Below are 19,296 nucleotides of genomic sequence, written 5' to 3'. Positions count from 1 at the left end.
TATCGCAAAACCGCTGCACACTTTTGCGAGACCTGCTCTAGCGCCCTGCAAGCGTCATGCCTTCGATGGCGAAGGTGGGGGCCGCGACGCCGAACTTCCGGTCGATGTCGTTTGCCAGCGTCAGGCGCATGAACATCTCCTTGAGGTTCGAGGCGATCGTCACCTCGGAGACCGGGAAAGTGAGTTCGCCGTTCTCGATCCAGAAGCCGGTGGCGCCGCGGCTGTATTCGCCGGTGATCATGTTGACGCCGTGGCCGATCAATTCGGTGACATAAAAACCGTTGCCGACGCTGCGGATCAAATCCTCCGGCGAGATCTCGCCGGGTTCCAGCGCGAGGTTGGTGGAGGAAGGCGAGACGGCGGTGCCGCCGCGCACGCCGCGGCCGTTGGTTTCGAGGCCGAGCTCGCGCGCGGTCGAGGTCGAGAGGAACCAGTGCTTCAAAACACCATCCTCGATCATCACCAGCCGCTCGCCGGACACGCCCTCGCCGTCGAAGGGCCGCGAGGAAGGGCCGCGCACGATCAGCGGATCGTCGGTGATCGACAGGCCTGACTTCAGGATCTGCTGACCCATCTTGTCGCGCAGGAAGCTGGACTTGCGGGCGACGGCAGCACCATTGATCGCACCGGCGATATGGCCGACGAAGCCGCGGGCGACACGCGGATCGAAGATGACGGTGATGTCCTTGCCGGTCGGCACCTGGCGCGGATTGACGCGCTTGATCACCCGTTCGCCGGCGCGACGGCCGATTTCAGCGGGATCGTCGAGCTCGGCATAATAGAGACGGCTGTCATAATCATAGTCGCGCTCCATGCCGGTGCCTTCGCCGGCAATCACGCTGACGGAATGGCCGAAACGGGAGGCCATGTAACTGCCTTCGAAACCGTGCGAGGTGGCAAGAACGAGGCCGCCCATGCCGGCCGACGCGCCGGCGCCGGAAGAATTGGTGACACCCTTGACCGCAAGTGCTGCTGCTTCAGCGGCAAGACCCGCCTCGCGCAGCATCTCGGAGGATACCTCGGTGGTATCGAGCAATTGCAGGTCGGGATAGGATCTCGAAAGGCTCGCCTCATCCGCCAGGCAGGCGAAGGGGTCTTCCGGAGAAACCTTGGCCATGGCGACGGCGCGTTCGGCCAGCGCCTGAAGATCGAAGCCCGGATTGGCCGAAACGCTGGCGACACGCTTGCCGATGAAGACACGCAGCGAGAAATCGTCGCTTTCGGAGGATTCCGTGCCCTCGACCTTGCCGAGGCGGACGCTGACCGATTGCGAGCGCGACCGGACGACGACGGCGTCGGCGGCATCGGCCCCTGCCTTCCTTGCCAGATCGATCAATTGACTTGCGCGGGAAAGAAGTGTCGAGGAATCAATTTCAGAGGACATGATTTGGCCTTTCCTTCGGCTTCCATTTATTGTGCACTCTCCCAAGCATCAAGGCCGCCGTCACCGATTCTTTATCCGGGCTGCCTGCTTGCTCCCCGCCGTCGAAAGAAATTGTCAGCATGTCAGCGCCCAATGCCTTTTTTTCCGAAACGATCCTGCTGCTTGGCGGGGCGGTGGTCGCCGCGCCGATCTTCAAGAAACTCGGGCTCGGCACGGTGCTCGGCTATCTCGCCGCCGGCATCGTCATCGGCCCGGTCTTCCACGGCATCACCGATGGCGAACAGATCCTCGCCGTCGCCGAACTCGGCGTCGTCTTCCTGCTGTTTATCATCGGACTGGAGTTGAAACCCACCCGCCTCTGGCAGATGCGGCGCGACATCTTCGGCCTCGGCGCGGCGCAGGTGGTGCTGACGGGGCTAGCGCTGACCGCGCTTGCCTGGTTTTCCCAGGTTCTCGACTGGCGCGGCAGCATCGTCGCCGGATTTGGCCTGGCGCTGTCTTCGACCGCCTTCGCCATGCAGATCCTCGAGGGCGACGGCGACGTCAATACGCGATACGGGCAACGCTCCTTTTCGATGCTGCTGTTCCAGGACCTGGCGATCGTGCCGCTGCTGGCGCTGATCACCATCCTCGACGGCGGCGATAAGGGCAGCAACGCGCCACTGTTCGATTTCGCTATCGCCGTCGGCGCGGTTGCGGCGATGATCGTCATGGGACGTTACCTGCTGACGCCGCTTTTCCAGATCATCGCCCGGACCGGCGCGCGCGAAGCAATGATCGCGGCTGCCCTCTTCGTCGTCATGGGATCGGCGAGCTTGATGCAGCTAGCTGGGCTTTCGATGGCGATGGGCGCCTTCCTATCCGGCGTGATGCTTGCTGAATCCTCCTACCGGCACGAGCTGGAGGCGGATATCGAGCCGTTCCGCGGCGTGCTGCTCGCCATCTTCTTCATCGCCGTCGGCCTGTCGCTGGAGCTCGACGTTCTCGCCGACAACGCGCTCTTCGTCATCGTCGCCGTGCCGATCGTCATGGCCGTCAAGGCGATCGTCATCTACGGCATCTGCCGGATCTCCGGCTCTTCGCATGACGATGCGATCCGCATCGCCTTCCTGCTGCCGCAGGGCGGTGAATTCGGCTTCGTGCTGTTCACCACGGCGGGGGCGGCCGGGCTGATGTCGACGAGCACGGCCTCGCTGCTGGTCGCGATCGTCACGCTGTCCATGGCGCTGACGCCGATCGGGTCGGCCCTTTCGAAGCGGCTGCTCAACGGCGACGAACAGGAGGAGCTGGACGAGGATTTCGAGGGAGCCGGCGCCGACGTGCTGATGGTCGGCTTCTCGCGTTTCGGCCAGATCGCCGCCCAGATCCTGCTTGCCGGCGGGCGCAGCGTCACCGTCATCGATTTTTCCGCCGACCGCATCCGTCAGGCCTCCTCCTTCGGCTTCCGCATCTATTTCGGCGACGGCGCCCGCAAGGACGTGTTGCGCTCGGCCGGCATCGACCGGGCGAAGATCGTGCTCGTCTGCACGCAGAAGAAGGAAATCACCGACAAGGTGGTGGAGCTGGTGCAGGCCGACTATCCGCACACCCGGCTCTATGTGCGCTCCTACGACCGCATCCATTCGATCGAACTGCGCAACAAGGGCGTCGACTACGAGCTGCGCGAAACGCTGGAATCCGGCCTTCTCTTCGGACGGCGAACGCTGGAGGCGCTCGGCGTTTCCGAGGTCGACGCCTACGAAATCGGCGAGGATATCCGCAAGCGCGACGAGGCGCGTCTGGTGCTCCAGGTGTCCGAAGGACTGCAGGCCGGGCGCGACATGCTGTTTTCCCATCCCGTCCGCCCCGAACCGCTGGTCAAACCGAAACGCGCCGCCGATCCTTTCGAGGGCGATCCGCTGGCCGGGACCGCGGATGCGACGGCGGATGCCTGATCGCCCCGACTTGTTGCAAAATTGACGCATTGAATATCAGGGAGGCGGCGTTTATCAAACGTCCGATCGGAGCGATCCAAGAGGGAAACTTGATCAGACGGGCGGCACAGATCGAACAATGGGCGCTGCGCATCCTGTGCGCGGTCGCACTGGTGTTCGTCGGCTTCGCCCATCAGCTTCCCGCCGCAGCGGCTGGCGAATTCGATCCGGCTGAACTCGCCCAATATGTGCTTCCGGACGGGACGCTGCCGACACTTTGCGTTACCACGACGGACAAATCCGGTCAGAGCCAGCACGACAAGTCGCATTCGCACGGTTGCGAAGCCTGCCGGATCAGCACCGCCATTCTCCTGCCGGCGCCGGCGGACATCTCCGGTGCTGCCATACCCTTTGCGGCTGCGGTTGAACTGCCGATCCGGACCGAGGCCTTCCATCGCCAGCTTTTCCCGCCCAATACCGGTCCTCGGGCTCCTCCTTCCGATCCGATCCTTACCTGAACTTCGCGTTGCGGCAGGCGCCGTGACGCGCCTTTCAACGCCGGCCGACCTGCATGCGTGCCGTCGGTTGTGGATACGGATCCATTCTCATGTCGACTATTACTGCTGCCGAACCGGCAGAGGACGCCGCAAACGGCGTTTCGCTCTACCGTGCCATCTGGCGCTGGCATTTCTTTGCCGGGCTTCTCGTCATACCCTTCCTGCTCAATCTGGCCGTCACCGGATCGCTCTATCTCTTCAAGGACGAGATCAACAGCACCTTCTTCGGCTACCGCTACAGTGTCCAGCCGGCTGGCGAAACGCTGTCGCCGGAGCGGATCGCAGAGATCGCCGCCTCCTCCGTGCCGGGCTCAACCGTCACATCCTACAAAGACCCGGTCCTGCCCGAGCGATCGGCCATCGTCACCCTCGCCAGCGATGCCGGCTCGATGCTGGTCTTCGTCAACCCCTATGACGGCAAGGTGCTCGATGTGGTCGGATCGACCGACGAGTTCAATTATGTCGTCAAGCGCATCCATAGCCTCGCCTATTTCGGCACCCTGACGAACCGGCTGATCGAAATTGCCGGCGGCTTTGCCATGGTGCTCGTCGTCACCGGCATCTATCTCTGGTGGCCGCGACGCCAGACGGGCGGCGTCGTCAGCGTGCGGGGAACGCCCGGCCGCCGCGTTTTCTGGCGCGACCTGCATGCGGTGACCGGAGCCTTCGCCGGTGTCCTGATCTTCTTCCTTGCGATGTCAGGCATGCCATGGTCGGGCTATTGGGGGGCGAACGCCAATGCCTGGCTGACCGAACATGGCCTTGGCTATCCGGTCCAGCTCTGGGACGACGTGCCGAAGTCGCAAAAAGTCACCGAGGATATCCTTCCGAACAGCGGCTGGATCGTCGAGAAGGCGCCCGTTCCGCTTTCCGATATCGCCGCAGCGCAATCAGCCAGGCCAATCGGCCTCGATAAAGCCGTGGAGATCGCTAAACGGCTGGGCATGGCGCCGGGCTTCGACGTGGCGATCCCCTCCGACGAGACGGGCGTCTATACCGCCTCGCTCTTTCCCGACGACCTTACCGACGAACGCACGCTCCATATCGACCAGTATTCCGGCAAACCACTGATCGATATCGGCTTTGATCAATATCCGTTCCTCGGCAAAGCGATCGAGTGGGGCATCAATGTCCACCAAGGACAGGAATGGGGGCGTTTCAACCAGTTGCTGATGCTCGCAACATGCGTCGCAATTGTGCTCAGCTGCGTGACCGCCGTCCTCATGTGGTGGAAACGGCGCCCGATCGGCCGCCTCGGCGTGCCACCCATGCCGCCAAAGCCTTCGATCTATTACGGCCTGTGGGTAATTGTCGGGATCTTCGCGGTCACCTTCCCGATGAGCGGGCTGGCGATTCTGACCATGATCGCCTTCGACCAGATCGTCGTGCGGTTCGTACCGTTGTTGAGACGCGTTCTCGCTTGAGGGAGGCCATCAGATGAAAAAGATCATCGCTATTGTTGCCGGCATGCTGTTTGCCTCCATGGCATCTGCGGATGACGATCCGCAACAGGCGATCCCGGCGAGGCTGAAGGTGATGTTCGAAAGGCCAGACAAGCCGCTCGATATCGCGCCGGTCGTCGTTCAGGCCGATTGGGCGATCGTCGGTTGGCTGCAGGACGGACGCGGGGGACGGGCCCTGATGAAGAAGACGCATCATGGCTGGAGCATCTATCTCTGCAGCGGCGACAGCCTGAAGGATACCGGGACGCTGGAGACGATCGGGCTCTCCGCAGATGACGCCGCCGGGCTGGCTGCGAAACTGAAGGATGCCGAGGCGGGCCTCGATTCTTCCGCGCTTGCGCTCTTCTCAAGCTTCGAGGGCACGGTGATGATGAATGAGGTTTCAAACGGCGCGGGTCATGCCGGCCATGAGGGCCATGCCCAATGAAGCGAAAAACAGCTAGCGCTTCAGCCGCGCTTCGATTTCCCGGTCAAGGGCGAATTTCAGGTCGTCCTTGACGCCGACGGACATGGCGAGGACTTCGCGAGCCTTGAGGAAATCCATGACGCCGGTGCGCCCGACCGTCGGGCGCAGGAAGATGTGCGGCGGGCGAAGCCTCAGCTTCAGCGAGATCGCCGTCTGCATCATCAGCTGGCCGGAACCGAAGATGCTCTCCATACGGTTCGGAATATGGGTGCCGTCGCCTTCCGGCGCGCCGACGACATCGATGCCGACGACGATGTCGGCAAGATCCATCAGGCATTCATAGGGCACCGGATTGCTGATGCCGCCGTCGATCATCACGCGGTCGCGCAGGCGCACCGGCATGAAGACGGCGGGGATGGCGGAAGAAGCCGCGAGTGCGGGAAACAGCTCGCCCTGCTCGATGATGACTTCGCACTGCCCGTAATAATCGGTGGTGATCACCTTCATCGGGACCAGCAGATCCTCGAAGCGGGCCGGCAGCTCGGACGGCAGGAAGGCCTTGAGGATCCGCTCCAGATTGAACTGGCCGATGCGGATACCCTTGGCCACCGCATCGCGCACCGTCGCCGGCCTCAGGCCCCAGATGCGGGCGACGACGGCCGTCTTGTTGCCGACGGTCGTCAGCGCATGTTCGCGGATTTCGGCGCCTGACATGCCGGCCGCCATGCCGGCCGCCATGATCGCGCCGATCGACGAGCCTGATACCGCCACCGGGCGGATGCCGAGTTCATCGAGCGTCTCGATGACATGGATATGGGCAAGTCCACGCGCACCGCCGCCGCCAAAAGCGACGGCGACCGTCGGCACATCGCTGATCGCAGGCAATTTCGGGCTGATGATCTCTGCCTGCTGCACGCCCGCCCCCGCTTATTGCGGCTGATATCGGAAGAAATGCACCCTCGTATCGCCAAAGATGCGGCTTTCGAGGAAGACATAGGAAGGATGGACGGAAACGACAATATCGGCCCGTTCTTCGAGCACCGCGATTGCGCCTGGCCGCAGCCAGCCGCCCTCGGCCGCCGCCGCCATCGCCTTCTCACCGAGACCCTTGCCATACGGTGGGTCGGCAAAGATCACGTCGAAGGGGTCGAGATTGCCGACGCTGCCGAGATCGGTCGCATCCCGGCGCAGGATCCGCGTGCGGCCATGCAGGCCGAGCGCATCGATATTCTCCCAGAGCAGCGCCCTGCCCTCGACACTGTTTTCGACGAAGAGCGCATGGCGACAGCCGCGTGAAACCGCTTCGAGGCCGACGGCGCCGGTGCCGGCAAAGAGGTCGAGAATCCGGGTGCCATCGACGCATTCCGGATAGGCATGGCTCAATATATTGAACAGGCTCTCGCGCGTCCGGTCGGCAGTCGGCCGGATCTCGTTGGATTTTGGCACGGCGAGAGGCCGTCCGCGAAACTCACCGCCGACGATCCGCACCGCGTGTCATTCCTTTTCCTTTAGCACCACCTCTGGACGGCCCGCCCGCAGGCCTGTCGCCGCCTGGTCTGTCCCCGCCCGGCTTGGCGCCTTTCGGCTTGCCGGAAAAATTCTTGGCCCCACCGGGCTTGGCCCCACCGGGCTTGGCCGCAAAGCCCTTGCCGCGCGGCCTGTCTCCAGAAGGCCTGTCACCCGAAGGCTTGTCGCCGAACGATCTTTCACCGCGCGGACGCTCGGAGCGGCCCTCGCCGGCAAAGCTTCTGGCTGCCCGCGGACGCTCATCACCGTCCTCGCGCGGTCTGCGATCCCCACGCGGCTTATCGCCGAAGGGCCGGTCTCCACGTGAAGGACGATCACCGGAGGGGCGGTCGCTGCGCGGACGCTCAGAGCGGCCCTCACCGGCGGAGGTTCTGGCGGCACGAGGACGCTCGTCGCCATCCGCACGCGGCTTGCGATCACCGCGCGCCTTGTCGCCGAAGGGCCGATCCCCACGCGAGGGACGATCACCGAACGGCCGGTCGCCGCGCGGACGCTCAGAACGGGCATCACCTGCGGAGCTTCTCGCGGCACGAGGACGCTCGTCGCCATCCGCACGCGGCTTGCGATCACCGCGCGGCTTGTCGCCGAAGGGCCGATCCCCACGCGAGGGACGATCACCGAACGGCCGGTCGCCGCGCGCCGGGCGGTCGCCAGAACCGCGGTCTTCGCGGGCGGGTCGATCCCCGAAGGAACGCTTACGACCGAAGCCTTCGCCCTCATCCTTGCCGCGGGGCTGCTCGCTCGAGCGGATCCATTCGCCATCCTCTTCGCGCACACGGTTCACCTGCGTGCGCGGGCGATCCTCGATGCGATCATTCTTTGCCGGCGCCTGCTCGCCGCGCCGGCGCGCAGTCTGCGCATTCTTGGCGGCTTTCGCCGCTGCCTTTTCGCCGAGCGGCCGGGCGCCCGGCGCCATCCAGACATTGGCGCTGCGGCGCTGGCCGAGCGGCTGGGGACGCTTCGGCTTCTCGTCGTCCCTGCGGCCGCCGTCGCGGCGATCGTCCTCTTTGCGCGCCCCACCATGGCGGTCGTCGCGCTTCGTATCGAGACGGCTCAGCGCCCGTTCGCGCTTGTCCTCGTCGCGACGCGGACGCTCGCGCTTTTCCGGTGCTGCGGGCTCTGCCTCTTCCTCGGCAGCGACCGCCGTCGTATTGTAGATCGGCGCGTCGAAATTCGCCTTGGCTTCCTCGATGAGGCGCGGGCCGAGCTGGTCGCGCAGTGTGCGGCCGCGCACTTCGACGACATGGCCTTCCGGCAGGTCGCCAAGCTGGAACGGGCCATAGGAAATGCGGATCAGGCGATTGACGTCGAGGCCGAGCGCACCGAGCACGTTCTTGATTTCGCGGTTCTTGCCTTCGCGAAGACCCATGGTGATCCAGACGTTCGAGCCTTGGGTGCGGTCGAGCGTCGCCTCGATCGAGCCGTAGAGCACGCCGTCGACGGCAATGCCCTCCTTCAGCTTGTCGAGCGCGTCCTGATCGATCTCGCCATGGGCGCGGACGCGGTAGCGCCGCAGCCAGCCGGTGGCCGGCAGCTCGAGCGCGCGGGCGAGACCGCCGTCATTGGTCAAGAGCAGCAGGCCTTCGGTGTTGATATCGAGGCGGCCGATCGACATGACGCGCGGCAATTCTTCCGGCAGGTTGTCGAAGACGGTCGAGCGGCCTTCCGGATCGGCATTGGTGGTCACCAGGCCGGTGGGCTTATGATAGAGCCACAGCCTGGTGCGCTCGATGCCGCGGATCGGCACGCTGTCGACTTCGATGCGATCGGCGAGCGTGACGTTGACGACGGGGGTTTCGAGAACCCTGCCGTTCAGCGTCACACGGCCTTCCATGATCATGCGTTCGATGTCACGGCGGGAGGCGACGCCGGCGCGCGCCATCACCTTGGAAATGCGTTCGGCCTTGGCGTCACCATCGGTTTCGGCGGCGATTGCGCGTGCGACCGCAGGCTTTGCCGGCTTGTCGCCGTCGGCCTTCGGGCCGGCTTTCGACCTGATATCCCGTGAAAGGGGCTTTGCGCCCGGGCGTTTTGGCTTGTCTTTGGGTGTCATTTGTTGTTTGCCTGCCTTTTGGGCCTGTCTATCAGGTCACGCATCTGCGGTTAAGTGGAAATTCTTGCGATCGTGAAGACAAATCGTTTCATGGAGATGGCGCTCGAAGAAGCGCGTGCCGCCGGAGAACGCGGCGAGGTGCCGATCGGCGCCGTCGTCGTTGTCGACGATATTGCCGTTTCACGCTCGGGAAACCGCACGCGCGAGCTCAAAGACGTCACCGCGCACGCCGAAATCGCCGCGATCCGGCTCGCCTGCGAAGCGCTCGGACAGGAACGTCTTGTCGGCGCCGATCTCTACGTGACGCTGGAGCCTTGCACCATGTGCGCGGCAGCCATCTCGTTTGCGCGTATCCGCAGGCTCTATTACGGCGCCGAGGACCCGAAGGGCGGCGGCGTCGACAATGGTGTGCGATTCTATGGGCAGCCGACCTGCCACCACGCCCCGGAGGTCTATTCCGGCTTCAACGAGGTCCAATCGGCCGATCTGCTGCGAAGGTTCTTTTCGCAAAGGAGAGAGGCGCCGTAATCCCAGCGCCGGTGCGCGGCGCCGTCATCCTTGCCGGCGCGCCGAAAAAGCTATTGCAGGAAGTTCCACCACTGCTTGCCGGTGTTGGCGACCGCTGCATCCTTCTTGCGCTTCTTCTGCTTCTTGAGTTCGGGCTCGCCGACATCGTCGAGCTTTGCCGGATCGTCAACGGTGCGGTAGCCGGGCGGCGGATCGGATATATAGCGGCGCTGATCGACATAGGAGCCCTTCTGCAGGGCACGGGCTTCACGATAGGCCTTGGTCTGGGCTTCCGTCGTGCGCCGGCCGCCTTCGATCGCAGAGCTGGCGAGCGGCGAGCGGTAATTCGGATTGTCCGAATTCTCGTCGGCTTCCGAAACGAGACGGGCGCGGGTCTCCTCCGGCGATTCTAGCCATTGCGGATTGTCCTTGTTGGCGACCGTCTGCTGCGGCGCAACGAGGGTCTCCTTCTGCGCCTGTGCCGGCAGAACCAGCGTCGGCCGCGGCGTGTACTTGACGCCCTTGTTCTTCGGGTCCGGGCCGGTCAAAGACACGGACTGGCCGAGATCGTCGGTCAACTGTTCCATGGCGGTCTTGTCGGTGCCGTAGGTCGGGCTGCTGGCACAACCGGACACCAGGGAGCATCCCGCCACTACAACAGACAGGCAGGCGCCCATACGGAACCAATGCGTTGCTAACATGAAAACCCTTCCAGCCCTGCCGGTGCAATCATCGCCCAACCGGACAACCGTCCCCCTGACGCAAAAATCCGGCCATTTTCAGGCAGCTTTTACCGGATGAACCGCGAAAACGCAATTCATCCGGCAATATTCTTCACTTGAGCGTGGCAAGCTCGCGAAGGGCAGCAGCGTCGCGGGCCGAAACATCAGGATATTCGGGATCGGAACCGACATCCCTGGTGATACGCCAGGAGCGAGCGCATTTCTCACCCTCTGCAAGCTTCGGCACGACGCTGACCTGAGGCACGTCGGCAAGGCGGAAGGCATCCACTGGTCCTTCGCCGGCCTTGATCTCGATTGCCGAGGTGATGCAGACCTCGGTGAAGTCCTGGCCTTCGATCGCCTGCAGCAATTCAGGATCGGCGATGTGGACGACAGGAGCCGCCTCCAGCGAGGAGCCGATGCGCTTGTCCTTGCGCTCGATTTCCAGAGCGCCGGTCACAACCGAACGCACGGCGCGGATCTTCTTCCACTTCTCGGCCAAGGCATCGTTGCGCCATTCCTTTGCAACCGGAGCAAACTGCTCAAGATGCACAGAAACGGCGGACGGGTTGCGCGACAGCCAGGCCTCCTCGGTGGTGAAGGGCAGCATTGGGGCGAGCCAGGTCACCATGCAATCGAAGATCTGACGGATGACGTGCAGGCTGGCGCGCCGGCGCAGGCTCGACGGCGCATCGCAATAGAGCGCATCCTTGCGGACATCGAAATAGAAGGCCGAAAGCTCGACATTGGCGAAATCGATCAGCGCCCGGGCGATCTTCTTAAAGTCGAAGGCATCGTAGTTCTCGCGCACCAGCTCGTCGAGCTCGGCAAGCCGGTGCAGCATCAGCTGCTCCAGCTCCGGCAGATCGGCAAGCGCGATCTCCTCGCCCTTGTCGTGGGCGAGCGTGCCGAGCATCCAGCGGATGGTGTTGCGCAGCTTGCGATAGGCGTCGACATTGGTCTGGATGATCGTCTTGCCGACGCGCAGGTCGTCGGCATAATCCGAGGTCATCACCCAAAGGCGCAGGATATCGGCGCCGGCATCCTTCATCACTTCCTGCGGTGCTGTGACGTTGCCCTTCGACTTCGACATCTTCTCGCCCTTCTCGTCCATGGTGAAACCATGGGTGAGGACGGCGTTGTAAGGCGCACGGCCGCGGGTGGCCGCCGATTCCAGCAGCGACGAATGGAACCAGCCGCGATGCTGGTCGGAACCTTCGAGATAAAGGTCGGCCGGCCACTTCAGGTCCGGGCGGTCTTCGAGCGTGAAGGTGTGCGTCGAGCCAGAGTCGAACCAGACGTCGAGGATATCCATGACTTGGGTCCAGCGGGAATGGTCGTGGTCGTTGCCGAGGAAACGCTCCTTGGCGCCTTCGGCAAACCAGGCGTCGGCGCCCTCATCTTCGAAGGCTTCGAGGATGCGGGCATTGACGGCTTCATCGACCAGAACCTCGCCCTCATCGTCAGCAAAGACGGCGATCGGCACGCCCCATGCCCTTTGACGGGAAAGAACCCAGTCCGGGCGGCCTTCGATCATGGCGCGCAGGCGGTTTTGGCCGGCGGCGGGCACGAAGCGCGTATCGTCGATCGCACTGAGCGCGCGCGAACGCAGCGTCGTGCCGTCGGCAAGGGTCTTGTCCATATAGACGAACCATTGCGGCGTGTTGCGGAAGATGACCGGCTTCTTCGAGCGCCAGGAATGCGGATACTGGTGCTTCAGCCGGCCGCGGGCAAAGAGCGCGCCGCGGGCGATCAGCTCCCTGATGACACGGTCGTTGGCATCGCCCTTCTTGCCGTTGTCGTCGATGACGCGGGCACCCTCGAAGCCGGGAGCGTCGGCGGTATAGAAGCCACCGTCGTCGACCGGGAACGGGATCTTGGTGTCGATGCCGCGGGCCTCAAGCGTGCGGACAGCCGACATCCAGGCATCGAAGTCTTCGCGACCGTGGCTGGGTGCGGTGTGCACGAAGCCGGTGCCGGCGTCATCGGTGACGTGATCGCCATCGAGCAACGGCACGAGGAATTCGTAGCCGCCGTCGAGATCTTTGAAGGGATGGGCACAGGTCATCGTTGCGAAGTCGGCCGCAGTGACATCGCTCAAGCGCTTGTACTGCAGCTTTGCCTTGGCGAAGGATTCCTCGGCCAGCTTATCGGCAAAGATCAGCTTTTCGCCCGGACGCGGACCAAAATCGTTCTCTGCGGCCGTCACCTCGTAGAGGCCGTAGGAGATGCGCGGCGAAAAGGAGACCGCGCGGTTGCCGGGGATGGTCCAGGGCGTGGTCGTCCAGATGACCACGAACGCATCCTTGAGCGCAGCCGGACCTTCGACGACGGGGAATTTCACCCAGATCGTATCGCTCTCATAGTCTTGGTATTCGACTTCTGCCTCGGCCAGCGCGGTGCGCTCGACGACCGACCACATGATCGGCTTGGAGCCGCGATAAAGCTGACCGCTTGCGGCGATCTTCAAGAGTTCGCCGGCGATGCGCGATTCCGCGTGGAAGTTCATCGTCGTATAGGGATTGTCGAAGTCGCCCTCGATGCCGAGACGCTTGAACTCTTCCGCCTGGACCTTGATCCAGCCGGCGGCGAATTCACGGCATTCCCGGCGGAATTCGTTGACCGGGACCTCGTCCTTGTTCTTGCCCTTCTCGCGATACTTTTCCTCGATCTTCCATTCGATCGGCAGGCCGTGGCAATCCCAGCCGGGCACGTAATTGGCGTCGTAGCCGCGCATCTGGAACGAACGGTTGATGACGTCCTTGAGGATCTTGTTCAGCGCGTGGCCGATATGGATGTTGCCGTTGGCATAGGGCGGGCCGTCGTGAAGGACGAATTTCTCGCGGCCGGCGGCAGACGCGCGCAGTTTCTTGTAGAGACCCATCTCCTGCCAACGCTTGACGAGTTCCGGCTCCTTCTGCGGCAGGCCGGCGCGCATGGGGAAATCGGTCTCGGGCAAATAGAGGGTCTTCGAATAGTCGATCTTTTCGGCTGTGTCGGTCATGTCTGACAATCGTTTTTTGGCGGCCCAGGAAAGGGCGCAACGGGCGTGAAATAGCTGGTGACGGAAGCGCTCGTATCCAAGCGCCAAAAACCCGGACCTTCCGGCCGCTTAGCGCGCGCGGAAGGCCGGGCCGATAATTCGCATCATCATTGCCAGCCGATATTTCTTCATCGCGCCGGTTCATAGGCGTTTTTGCCGGCAAAAGGAAGAGAAGAATTCGCTGCCCGCAATCGGCTTCAACGGCTGGAATCGCCGGTGCCCGCATCGTTCCGGAAAGCCTATGGCTGGAAAGTCTATGCGGCTTGTGGTATATATCTGACTATCTGACCAGATTTGGATCGAGAGCCAGATCCATGAAAAAAATCACCAAGCAAAGCTGGAAGCTCGAAGACGCGAAAGCGCGCTTCAGCGAGGTGGTCCGTCGTGCACACAGCGAAGGACCGCAGCGCGTGACTGTTCGCGGCCGGGACAGCGTCGTCGTCATCAGCGCCGAAGAGCTCGACCAACTGACCAAAGCCGAACCGAAAAAGCCTTTCGTCGCCTTCATGGAGAGCCTCGACCTCAAAGAGCTCGACCTCGAGCGAGAAGCAGATTACGGGCGGGATGCAGAGCTGTGATCGGCTGGCTGCTCGATACCAACGTCATTGCCGCGCTGATCAATCCGAACGGTCCACCCTCCGTCAAATCCTGGGCTGCGGCTCAAGACGAGGAGCGGATGTTCATCAGCATCCTCACACTGGCGGAATATGACAAAGGCATCGAAAACCTGCCGGACGACGATCAAAACCGCTATCGTTATGCGGCCTCCCGCGATGCGCTGGAGGAAAGGTTTTCGCAGCGCGTTCTTTCGCTGAGCGACGCAGCCGTCAGGCACTGGGGCGTCATTTCAGGGCAGGTGAAACTCAAGACCGGACATGCGCCGTCGGTTGTCGACACGATGCTCGCAGCAACCGCAATCGAGCACAATCTCTATCTGGTGACGCGAAACGTCAGGGATACGCGCTTCTCCGGCGCGGCGATCTTCGATCCATGGACGAACGATCCCGGTCAGTTTCCGCTGAGCCGGAGATAGCCAAGGCGACCTCAGGAAAAGCAGAGTTTCTGATCAAGAGCGCCGATTGGTTTAACACCCGCAAGCAGCGCCCTCGCCTCTTCCTCATCGCGTTTGATCTGGGCGACCAGCGGATCGAGGCCGTCGAATTTCAGCTCAGGGCGGAGATAGCCGAAGAAGGAGACGGAGCAGAGCTGGCCATAGAGATCGCCGCTGAAATCGAAAAGATAGGTTTCGAGCAGCGGTGCGCCGTTTTCCGTCACCGTCGGGCGGCGGCCGTAGCTTGCGACGGCATCGTGGAGCGTGCCGTCCTGGCGGCGGAAGCGGACGGCGTAGATGCCGGCGGCAAGATCGACCTCCGGCGGCAGGCGCATGTTGGCCGTGGGAAAACCCAGCTGCCGGCCGAGCTTTTCGCCATCGATCACCTCAGCCTCCACCGTATAGCGGTAACCGAGCATGCCGGCGACTTCGCTGACATTGCCCTCCTTCAGGAGCGCGCGGATATGGCTCGAAGAGACGACATCGGCGTTTTCGTCGCGGAAAGCATCGATCAGGGTGACGCCGAAGCCGTAGGTATGGCCGGCATTCATCAGGAAGGCGGGACCGCCCTCGCGGCCGCGGCCGAAATGGAAATCGAAGCCGGTGACGACTTCGGAGGCGCCGAGCCAATCCTTCAGGATCGAGTGGATGAAATCATCGGCCGAGCGCTGCGAGAACTCGTAGTCGAAAGGATATTCGATGACGGCGCTGAAGCCCAGCGTTTCCAGGATACGGGCCTTCAGCGGCGCCGGCGTCAGGCGGAAGACCGGTGTCTGCGGCCGGAAGACCGTGCGCGGATGCGGCTCGAAGGTCAGCACCAACGCGGGGATACCGCGCGCCTTGGAGATCTCGAGCGCCCGGTTCAGCACCGATTGATGGCCTCGGTGCACGCCGTCGAAATTGCCGATGGCAATGACGCCGCCCTTCAGATGGGCGGGTAGGGGTTCCCGGGTTTCATTGCGGTGGAAGACGGTCATCGGCTGGCTTCTCTTCATGCAAGGCGTGTCTCATGCAAGGCGGGGCATCCACCACTTCGGCGCGGCGTTTTCCCGTTCGAGATAGGCGTTGAGGATCGCCTCGTCGGTTTCACCGTTGAGAGTATATTCCTTAGCGTGGATACCGCCGCTGATGTAGAGGAGGTCGAGGCCGTAATTCAAGGCGCCGCGCACATCGGTCGGCATGCCATCGCCGATCGCCAGCACACGCTCGACCGGGAAATCGCCGCTAAGCTCGCGGGCAGCCGCTAGCGTCGCCTCGTAGATCGGCCGGTGCGGCTTGCCGGCGATGCGGGTGCTGCCGCCGAGCTGCTCGTAATAGGCGGCCATGGCGCCGGCGCAGGGGATGATGCGATGGCCACGCTCGACAATGAGGTCGGGATTGGCGCAGATCATCGGCACGTCGCGAGCTTTGAAATCGAGAAGCATATCGGTGTAGTCCTCCGGCTTCTCCGTCTCGTCGTCGAAAAAGCCGGTGCAGACGAGCGATAGCGCTTCGCCGGCCGGCCGGCGCTCGACGCCAATGCCTTCGAGAAGCGCCTTGTCGCGCTCGGGGCCGAGCAGAAAGACGGTCTTCGGCCCCTCTGCGATCAAACCGCGCGTGACGTCGCCCGAGGTGACGATCCTGTCATAGGCGCTGTCGGGAACGCCGATCTGGCGCAACTGCTCGACCACCTGCCAGGAAAGGCGCGGTGAATTGGTGATAAGGACAACGGCGAGGCCGCTTTCGCGTGCCGCTTCAAGGGCTGCGGCCGCCTTCGGGAACGGATCGACGCCGTTGTGAACGACGCCCCAGACATCGCAGAGCACCACATCATAGTGACCTGATATCTCCGAGAAGTTTTCTATCCGCTTGGCCATTCCGATTTCCCGATTTGCTTCAGTCACCGGTGACATTGCAAAGGCGCAAGGCGATGGCAAGGCATTTTCTTCGCTGCCGGACCAATGCGAGGAGCTTGAACGGCGATCCGGCGAAGCGGATGGGCAAAGGGTTTTGATGATTATCGCGAAGCGGCAGATCGCCGAGCGCGGACGAGTTCGGCAAAGTTCGGCAGCACCCGGGTTTCGGCCGCAATCTCGTACTATTCTCCAGCCTCTTCACAATTCCGGCACAAAAATTCGTGATTGCTCTCATTGACTCCTCTCGGAGCCATCCCTAAATGCTCGTCGCTAGCACTCACCGCAAGGGAGTGCTAACATCTATCCATGTGGGCCACTCCGGTCCGCGAATGTCATTCGATCGAGGGATTAGACAATGGCAAGCACCAACTTCCGCCCCCTTCACGACCGCGTCGTTGTTCGCCGCGTTGAGTCCGAAGCCAAGACCAAGGGCGGCATCATCATTCCCGATACCGCCAAGGAAAAGCCGCAGGAAGGCGAAATCGTCGCCGTCGGCTCCGGCGCGCGCGATGAGTCCGGCAAGGTCGTCGCACTCGACGTCAAGGCTGGCGACCGCATCCTGTTCGGCAAGTGGTCCGGCACCGAAGTCAAGATTGACGGCGAAGACCTTCTGATCATGAAGGAAGCCGACATCATGGGCATCATCGGCTGATCGGCCGACCTGCTTTCCCGAAATGGCTGACGGGCCTTTTGCCCGAACAACTCGAATTCAGGAGTTAAGAATATGGCATCTAAAGAAATCAAGTTTGGCCGCACCGCGCGCGAAAAGATGCTGCGCGGCGTCGACATTCTCGCCGATGCAGTGAAGGTCACGCTAGGCCCGAAGGGCCGTAACGTCATCATCGACAAGTCCTTCGGCGCTCCGCGCATTACCAAGGACGGCGTTTCCGTCGCCAAGGAAATCGAACTCGAAGACAAGTTCGAAAACATGGGCGCCCAGATGGTCCGCGAAGTTGCTTCGAAGACCAACGACATCGCCGGCGACGGCACCACGACGGCTACCGTTCTTGCCCAGGCGATCGTTCGCGAAGGCAACAAGGCCGTTGCAGCCGGTATGAACCCGATGGACCTGAAGCGCGGCATCGATCTTGCTGTCGCCGACGTCGTGAAGGATCTCCAGGCCAAGGCCAAGAAGATCTCGACTTCGGAAGAAGTTGCACAGGTCGGCACGATTTCGGCCAATGGCGACAAGCAGGTCGGCCTCGACATTGCTGAAGCCATGCAGAAAGTCGGCAACGAAGGCGTCATCACGGTTGAAGAAGCAAAGACCGCCGAAACCGAACTCGAAGTCGTCGAAGGCATGCAGTTCGACCGCGGCTACCTCAGCCCCTACTTCGTGACCAACCCGGAAAAGATGATCGCCGACCTCGAAGACGTCTTCATTCTCCTTCACGAGAAGAAGCTCTCGAACCTACAGTCGATGCTCCCGGTTCTCGAAGCTGTCGTCCAGACCGGCAAGCCGCTCCTCATCGTCGCTGAAGACGTCGAAGGCGAAGCTCTTGCTACGCTCGTCGTCAACAAGCTGCGCGGCGGCCTGAAGATTGCTGCCGTCAAGGCTCCTGGCTTCGGCGATCGCCGCAAGGCCATGCTCGAAGACATCGCCATCCTGACCGGCGGCACTGTCATCTCCGAAGACCTCGGCATCAAGCTCGAATCCGTCACGCTCGACATGCTCGGCCGTGCCAAGAAGGTTTCGATCTCCAAGGAAAACACGACGATCGTCGACGGTTCGGGCGCCAAGACCGACATCGAAGGCCGTGTTGCCCAGATCAAGGCGCAGATCGAAGAAACCACTTCGGACTACGACCGCGAGAAGCTGCAGGAACGTCTTGCCAAGCTCGCTGGCGGCGTTGCCGTCATCCGCGTCGGCGGCTCGACGGAAGTCGAAGTGAAGGAAAAGAAGGACCGCATCGACGACGCGCTCAACGCGACCCGCGCTGCTGTTCAGGAAGGCATCGTCCCCGGCGGCGGTATCGCTCTGCTCCGCTCCTCCACGAAGATCACCGTCAAGGGTGCAAACGACGACCAGGAAGCCGGCATCAACATCGTTCGCCGCGCCCTGCAGTCGCTCGTTCGTCAGATCGCTGAAAACGCAGGCGACGAAGCCTCGATCGTTGTCGGCAAGGTCCTCGACAAGAACGAAGACAACTACGGCTACAACGCCCAGACGTCCGAATATGGCGACATGATCGCCATGGGTATCGTCGACCCGCTCAAGGTCGTTCGCACGGCGCTGCAGAACGCTGCTTCTGTCGCATCGCTGCTGATCACCACCGAAGCCATGATTGCCGAACTGCCGAAGAAAGAATCGGCTGGCGGTGGCATGCCGGGCGGAATGGGCGGAATGGGCGGAATGGACATGATGTGATAGGCGAAAGCCATCACTGACTACCATTCCGGCATCCGGAACAGGAAGGGCGGCCCTCGGGTCGCCCTTTTCTTTTGACCAAAGCGATTCGACGTGCGGTAGGCCCGATTGGCATAGCCGATGAAACGTTTGCCCGGCTCTCTACTGCAGCCCCAGGCGCGAAGCTTGCGCCAGGCTTACGTTGCCCGCGTCTTTCTCCGCCCACCGACATGCGAGAGATCATTGAGTTGCGGCACGATTTCCGGCCTGACGCAGCGTGAAAACGTTTGCAACGCTCTCAAAGATGATCCTCCTGTGCCAATTCTGGCGAAATAGGCCGAAGATGCAGGCATCCTAAGAAATGAGGCCGATCCGAATACCCCTTAAAAAGCCGTTGCCGTTTATCCAAAAGCTCCTATAAATCCGCG

General features: G+C 62.4%; 18 protein-coding genes. 10 read left to right on the top strand and 8 right to left on the bottom strand.

The features are described from left to right. Nucleotides 1-37: 37 nt before the first annotated feature. Nucleotides 38-1,384, bottom strand: a complete 1,347-nt coding sequence (locus G9X67_RS15475) for a TldD/PmbA family protein (RefSeq protein ID WP_171599078.1) — start codon at nucleotides 1,382-1,384, stop codon at nucleotides 38-40. Between the two features lie 119 nt (nucleotides 1,385-1,503). Between G9X67_RS15475 and G9X67_RS15470 the strand changes: the two genes are divergently transcribed. The 4 genes from G9X67_RS15470 to G9X67_RS15455 all read left to right on the top strand — a co-directional run bounded on the left by G9X67_RS15470 (nucleotide 1,504) and on the right by G9X67_RS15455 (nucleotide 5,744). Continuing rightward, nucleotides 1,504-3,318: a monovalent cation:proton antiporter-2 (CPA2) family protein gene (locus G9X67_RS15470; protein ID WP_171599077.1), complete on the top strand. Its 1,815-nt coding sequence runs from the start codon at nucleotides 1,504-1,506 to the stop codon at nucleotides 3,316-3,318. Nucleotides 3,319-3,407: 89 nt separating this feature from the next. Then, nucleotides 3,408-3,815, top strand: a complete 408-nt coding sequence (locus G9X67_RS15465; protein WP_171599076.1) for a hypothetical protein — start codon at nucleotides 3,408-3,410, stop codon at nucleotides 3,813-3,815. Nucleotides 3,816-3,904: 89 nt separating this feature from the next. After that, nucleotides 3,905-5,278, top strand: a complete 1,374-nt coding sequence (locus tag G9X67_RS15460; protein ID WP_171599075.1) for a PepSY domain-containing protein — start codon at nucleotides 3,905-3,907, stop codon at nucleotides 5,276-5,278. 13 nt (nucleotides 5,279-5,291) lie between these two features. Next, entirely contained in the window at nucleotides 5,292-5,744 is a 453-nt protein-coding gene (locus tag G9X67_RS15455) for a copper uptake system-associated protein (protein ID WP_138328906.1), read from the top strand. A gap of 12 nt (nucleotides 5,745-5,756) precedes the next feature. Here the strand turns inward: G9X67_RS15455 and G9X67_RS15450 are convergent, their stop codons facing one another. From G9X67_RS15450 to G9X67_RS15440, 3 genes are read right to left on the bottom strand one after another with little or no spacing between them, the layout of a single operon-like run. Continuing rightward, nucleotides 5,757-6,638 (bottom strand): patatin-like phospholipase family protein, encoded by an 882-nt coding sequence (locus G9X67_RS15450; protein WP_138390683.1) that lies wholly within the window; start codon nucleotides 6,636-6,638, stop codon nucleotides 5,757-5,759. A gap of 12 nt (nucleotides 6,639-6,650) precedes the next feature. After that, nucleotides 6,651-7,211, bottom strand: a complete 561-nt coding sequence (gene rsmD, locus G9X67_RS15445; RefSeq protein WP_138390684.1) for a 16S rRNA (guanine(966)-N(2))-methyltransferase RsmD — start codon at nucleotides 7,209-7,211, stop codon at nucleotides 6,651-6,653. Beyond that, nucleotides 7,192-9,303, bottom strand: coding sequence for a pseudouridine synthase (locus G9X67_RS15440; protein ID WP_171599074.1), 2,112 nt, complete (start codon nucleotides 9,301-9,303; stop codon nucleotides 7,192-7,194). The genes rsmD and G9X67_RS15440 overlap by 20 nt, the downstream gene beginning before the upstream one ends. A 90-nt stretch (nucleotides 9,304-9,393) precedes the next feature. Between G9X67_RS15440 and G9X67_RS15435 the strand changes: the two genes are divergently transcribed. Beyond that, a complete protein-coding gene (locus tag G9X67_RS15435) occupies nucleotides 9,394-9,831 on the top strand; it encodes a nucleoside deaminase (protein WP_138329004.1) in 438 nt (145 codons plus the stop codon). Between the two features lie 50 nt (nucleotides 9,832-9,881). Here G9X67_RS15435 and G9X67_RS15430 read toward each other — a convergent pair whose 3' ends face one another. Both G9X67_RS15430 and ileS read right to left on the bottom strand, forming a co-directional pair. Then, a complete protein-coding gene (locus G9X67_RS15430; RefSeq protein ID WP_138328908.1) occupies nucleotides 9,882-10,511 on the bottom strand; it encodes a hypothetical protein in 630 nt (209 codons plus the stop codon). Nucleotides 10,512-10,644: 133 nt separating this feature from the next. Next, complete coding sequence (ileS, locus tag G9X67_RS15425) at nucleotides 10,645-13,536, bottom strand: isoleucine--tRNA ligase (RefSeq protein WP_138329005.1); 2,892 nt, start codon at nucleotides 13,534-13,536, stop codon at nucleotides 10,645-10,647. Between the two features lie 353 nt (nucleotides 13,537-13,889). Here ileS and G9X67_RS15420 point away from each other — a divergent pair, with 353 nt between their 5' ends. Together G9X67_RS15420 and G9X67_RS15415 are read left to right on the top strand one after the other, a co-directional pair. After that, a complete protein-coding gene (locus G9X67_RS15420; protein WP_017959151.1) occupies nucleotides 13,890-14,153 on the top strand; it encodes a type II toxin-antitoxin system Phd/YefM family antitoxin in 264 nt (87 codons plus the stop codon). Further along, nucleotides 14,150-14,608, top strand: coding sequence for a type II toxin-antitoxin system VapC family toxin (locus G9X67_RS15415; protein ID WP_138328909.1), 459 nt, complete (start codon nucleotides 14,150-14,152; stop codon nucleotides 14,606-14,608). The genes G9X67_RS15420 and G9X67_RS15415 overlap by 4 nt, the downstream gene beginning before the upstream one ends. 11 nt (nucleotides 14,609-14,619) lie before the next feature. On the opposite strand, the gene G9X67_RS15410 is transcribed toward G9X67_RS15415, so the two are convergent. Beyond that, nucleotides 14,620-15,603, bottom strand: a complete 984-nt coding sequence (locus G9X67_RS15410; protein ID WP_138329006.1) for a bifunctional riboflavin kinase/FAD synthetase — start codon at nucleotides 15,601-15,603, stop codon at nucleotides 14,620-14,622. Nucleotides 15,604-15,633: 30 nt separating this feature from the next. Next, entirely contained in the window at nucleotides 15,634-16,482 is an 849-nt protein-coding gene (locus tag G9X67_RS15405; protein ID WP_171599073.1) for a TIGR01459 family HAD-type hydrolase, read from the bottom strand. On the opposite strand from G9X67_RS15405, the gene G9X67_RS15400 reads away from it, so the two are divergent. The 3 genes from G9X67_RS15400 (at nucleotide 16,475) to groL (ending at nucleotide 18,889) form a co-directional block, all read left to right on the top strand. Then, a complete protein-coding gene (locus tag G9X67_RS15400; RefSeq protein ID WP_171599072.1) occupies nucleotides 16,475-16,759 on the top strand; it encodes a hypothetical protein in 285 nt (94 codons plus the stop codon). The genes G9X67_RS15405 and G9X67_RS15400 overlap by 8 nt on opposite strands. A gap of 117 nt (nucleotides 16,760-16,876) precedes the next feature. Beyond that, complete coding sequence (gene groES / locus G9X67_RS15395; protein WP_003545797.1) at nucleotides 16,877-17,173, top strand: co-chaperone GroES; 297 nt, start codon at nucleotides 16,877-16,879, stop codon at nucleotides 17,171-17,173. Nucleotides 17,174-17,245: 72 nt separating this feature from the next. Beyond that, nucleotides 17,246-18,889, top strand: a complete 1,644-nt coding sequence (gene groL / locus G9X67_RS15390) for a chaperonin GroEL (protein ID WP_012756206.1) — start codon at nucleotides 17,246-17,248, stop codon at nucleotides 18,887-18,889. The last annotated feature ends 407 nt before the right edge of the window (nucleotides 18,890-19,296 follow it).

The sequence above is a fragment of the Rhizobium sp. WYCCWR 11152 genome (assembly GCF_013087615.1).
Classification (GTDB): domain Bacteria; phylum Pseudomonadota; class Alphaproteobacteria; order Rhizobiales; family Rhizobiaceae; genus Rhizobium; species Rhizobium indicum.
This window is presented reverse-complemented; position numbering and strand designations above follow the sequence as displayed.

What these genes read in the sequence shown, in the direction of transcription:
- G9X67_RS15475 (WP_171599078.1), bottom strand. Translation starts at nt 1,384, where the DNA reads ATGTCCTCTGAAATTGATTCCTCGACACTTCTTTCCCGCGCAAGTCAA.
- G9X67_RS15470 (WP_171599077.1), top strand. Translation starts at nt 1,504, where the DNA reads ATGTCAGCGCCCAATGCCTTTTTTTCCGAAACGATCCTGCTGCTTGGC.
- G9X67_RS15460 (WP_171599075.1), top strand. Translation starts at nt 3,905, where the DNA reads ATGTCGACTATTACTGCTGCCGAACCGGCAGAGGACGCCGCAAACGGC.
- G9X67_RS15455 (WP_138328906.1), top strand. Translation starts at nt 5,292, where the DNA reads ATGAAAAAGATCATCGCTATTGTTGCCGGCATGCTGTTTGCCTCCATG.
- G9X67_RS15440 (WP_171599074.1), bottom strand. Translation starts at nt 9,303, where the DNA reads ATGACACCCAAAGACAAGCCAAAACGCCCGGGCGCAAAGCCCCTTTCA.
- G9X67_RS15435 (WP_138329004.1), top strand. Translation starts at nt 9,394, where the DNA reads ATGGAGATGGCGCTCGAAGAAGCGCGTGCCGCCGGAGAACGCGGCGAG.
- G9X67_RS15430 (WP_138328908.1), bottom strand. Translation starts at nt 10,511, where the DNA reads ATGTTAGCAACGCATTGGTTCCGTATGGGCGCCTGCCTGTCTGTTGTA.
- ileS (WP_138329005.1), bottom strand. Translation starts at nt 13,536, where the DNA reads ATGACCGACACAGCCGAAAAGATCGACTATTCGAAGACCCTCTATTTG.
- G9X67_RS15420 (WP_017959151.1), top strand. Translation starts at nt 13,890, where the DNA reads ATGAAAAAAATCACCAAGCAAAGCTGGAAGCTCGAAGACGCGAAAGCG.
- G9X67_RS15410 (WP_138329006.1), bottom strand. Translation starts at nt 15,603, where the DNA reads ATGACCGTCTTCCACCGCAATGAAACCCGGGAACCCCTACCCGCCCAT.
- G9X67_RS15405 (WP_171599073.1), bottom strand. Translation starts at nt 16,482, where the DNA reads ATGGCCAAGCGGATAGAAAACTTCTCGGAGATATCAGGTCACTATGAT.
- groES (WP_003545797.1), top strand. Translation starts at nt 16,877, where the DNA reads ATGGCAAGCACCAACTTCCGCCCCCTTCACGACCGCGTCGTTGTTCGC.
- groL (WP_012756206.1), top strand. Translation starts at nt 17,246, where the DNA reads ATGGCATCTAAAGAAATCAAGTTTGGCCGCACCGCGCGCGAAAAGATG.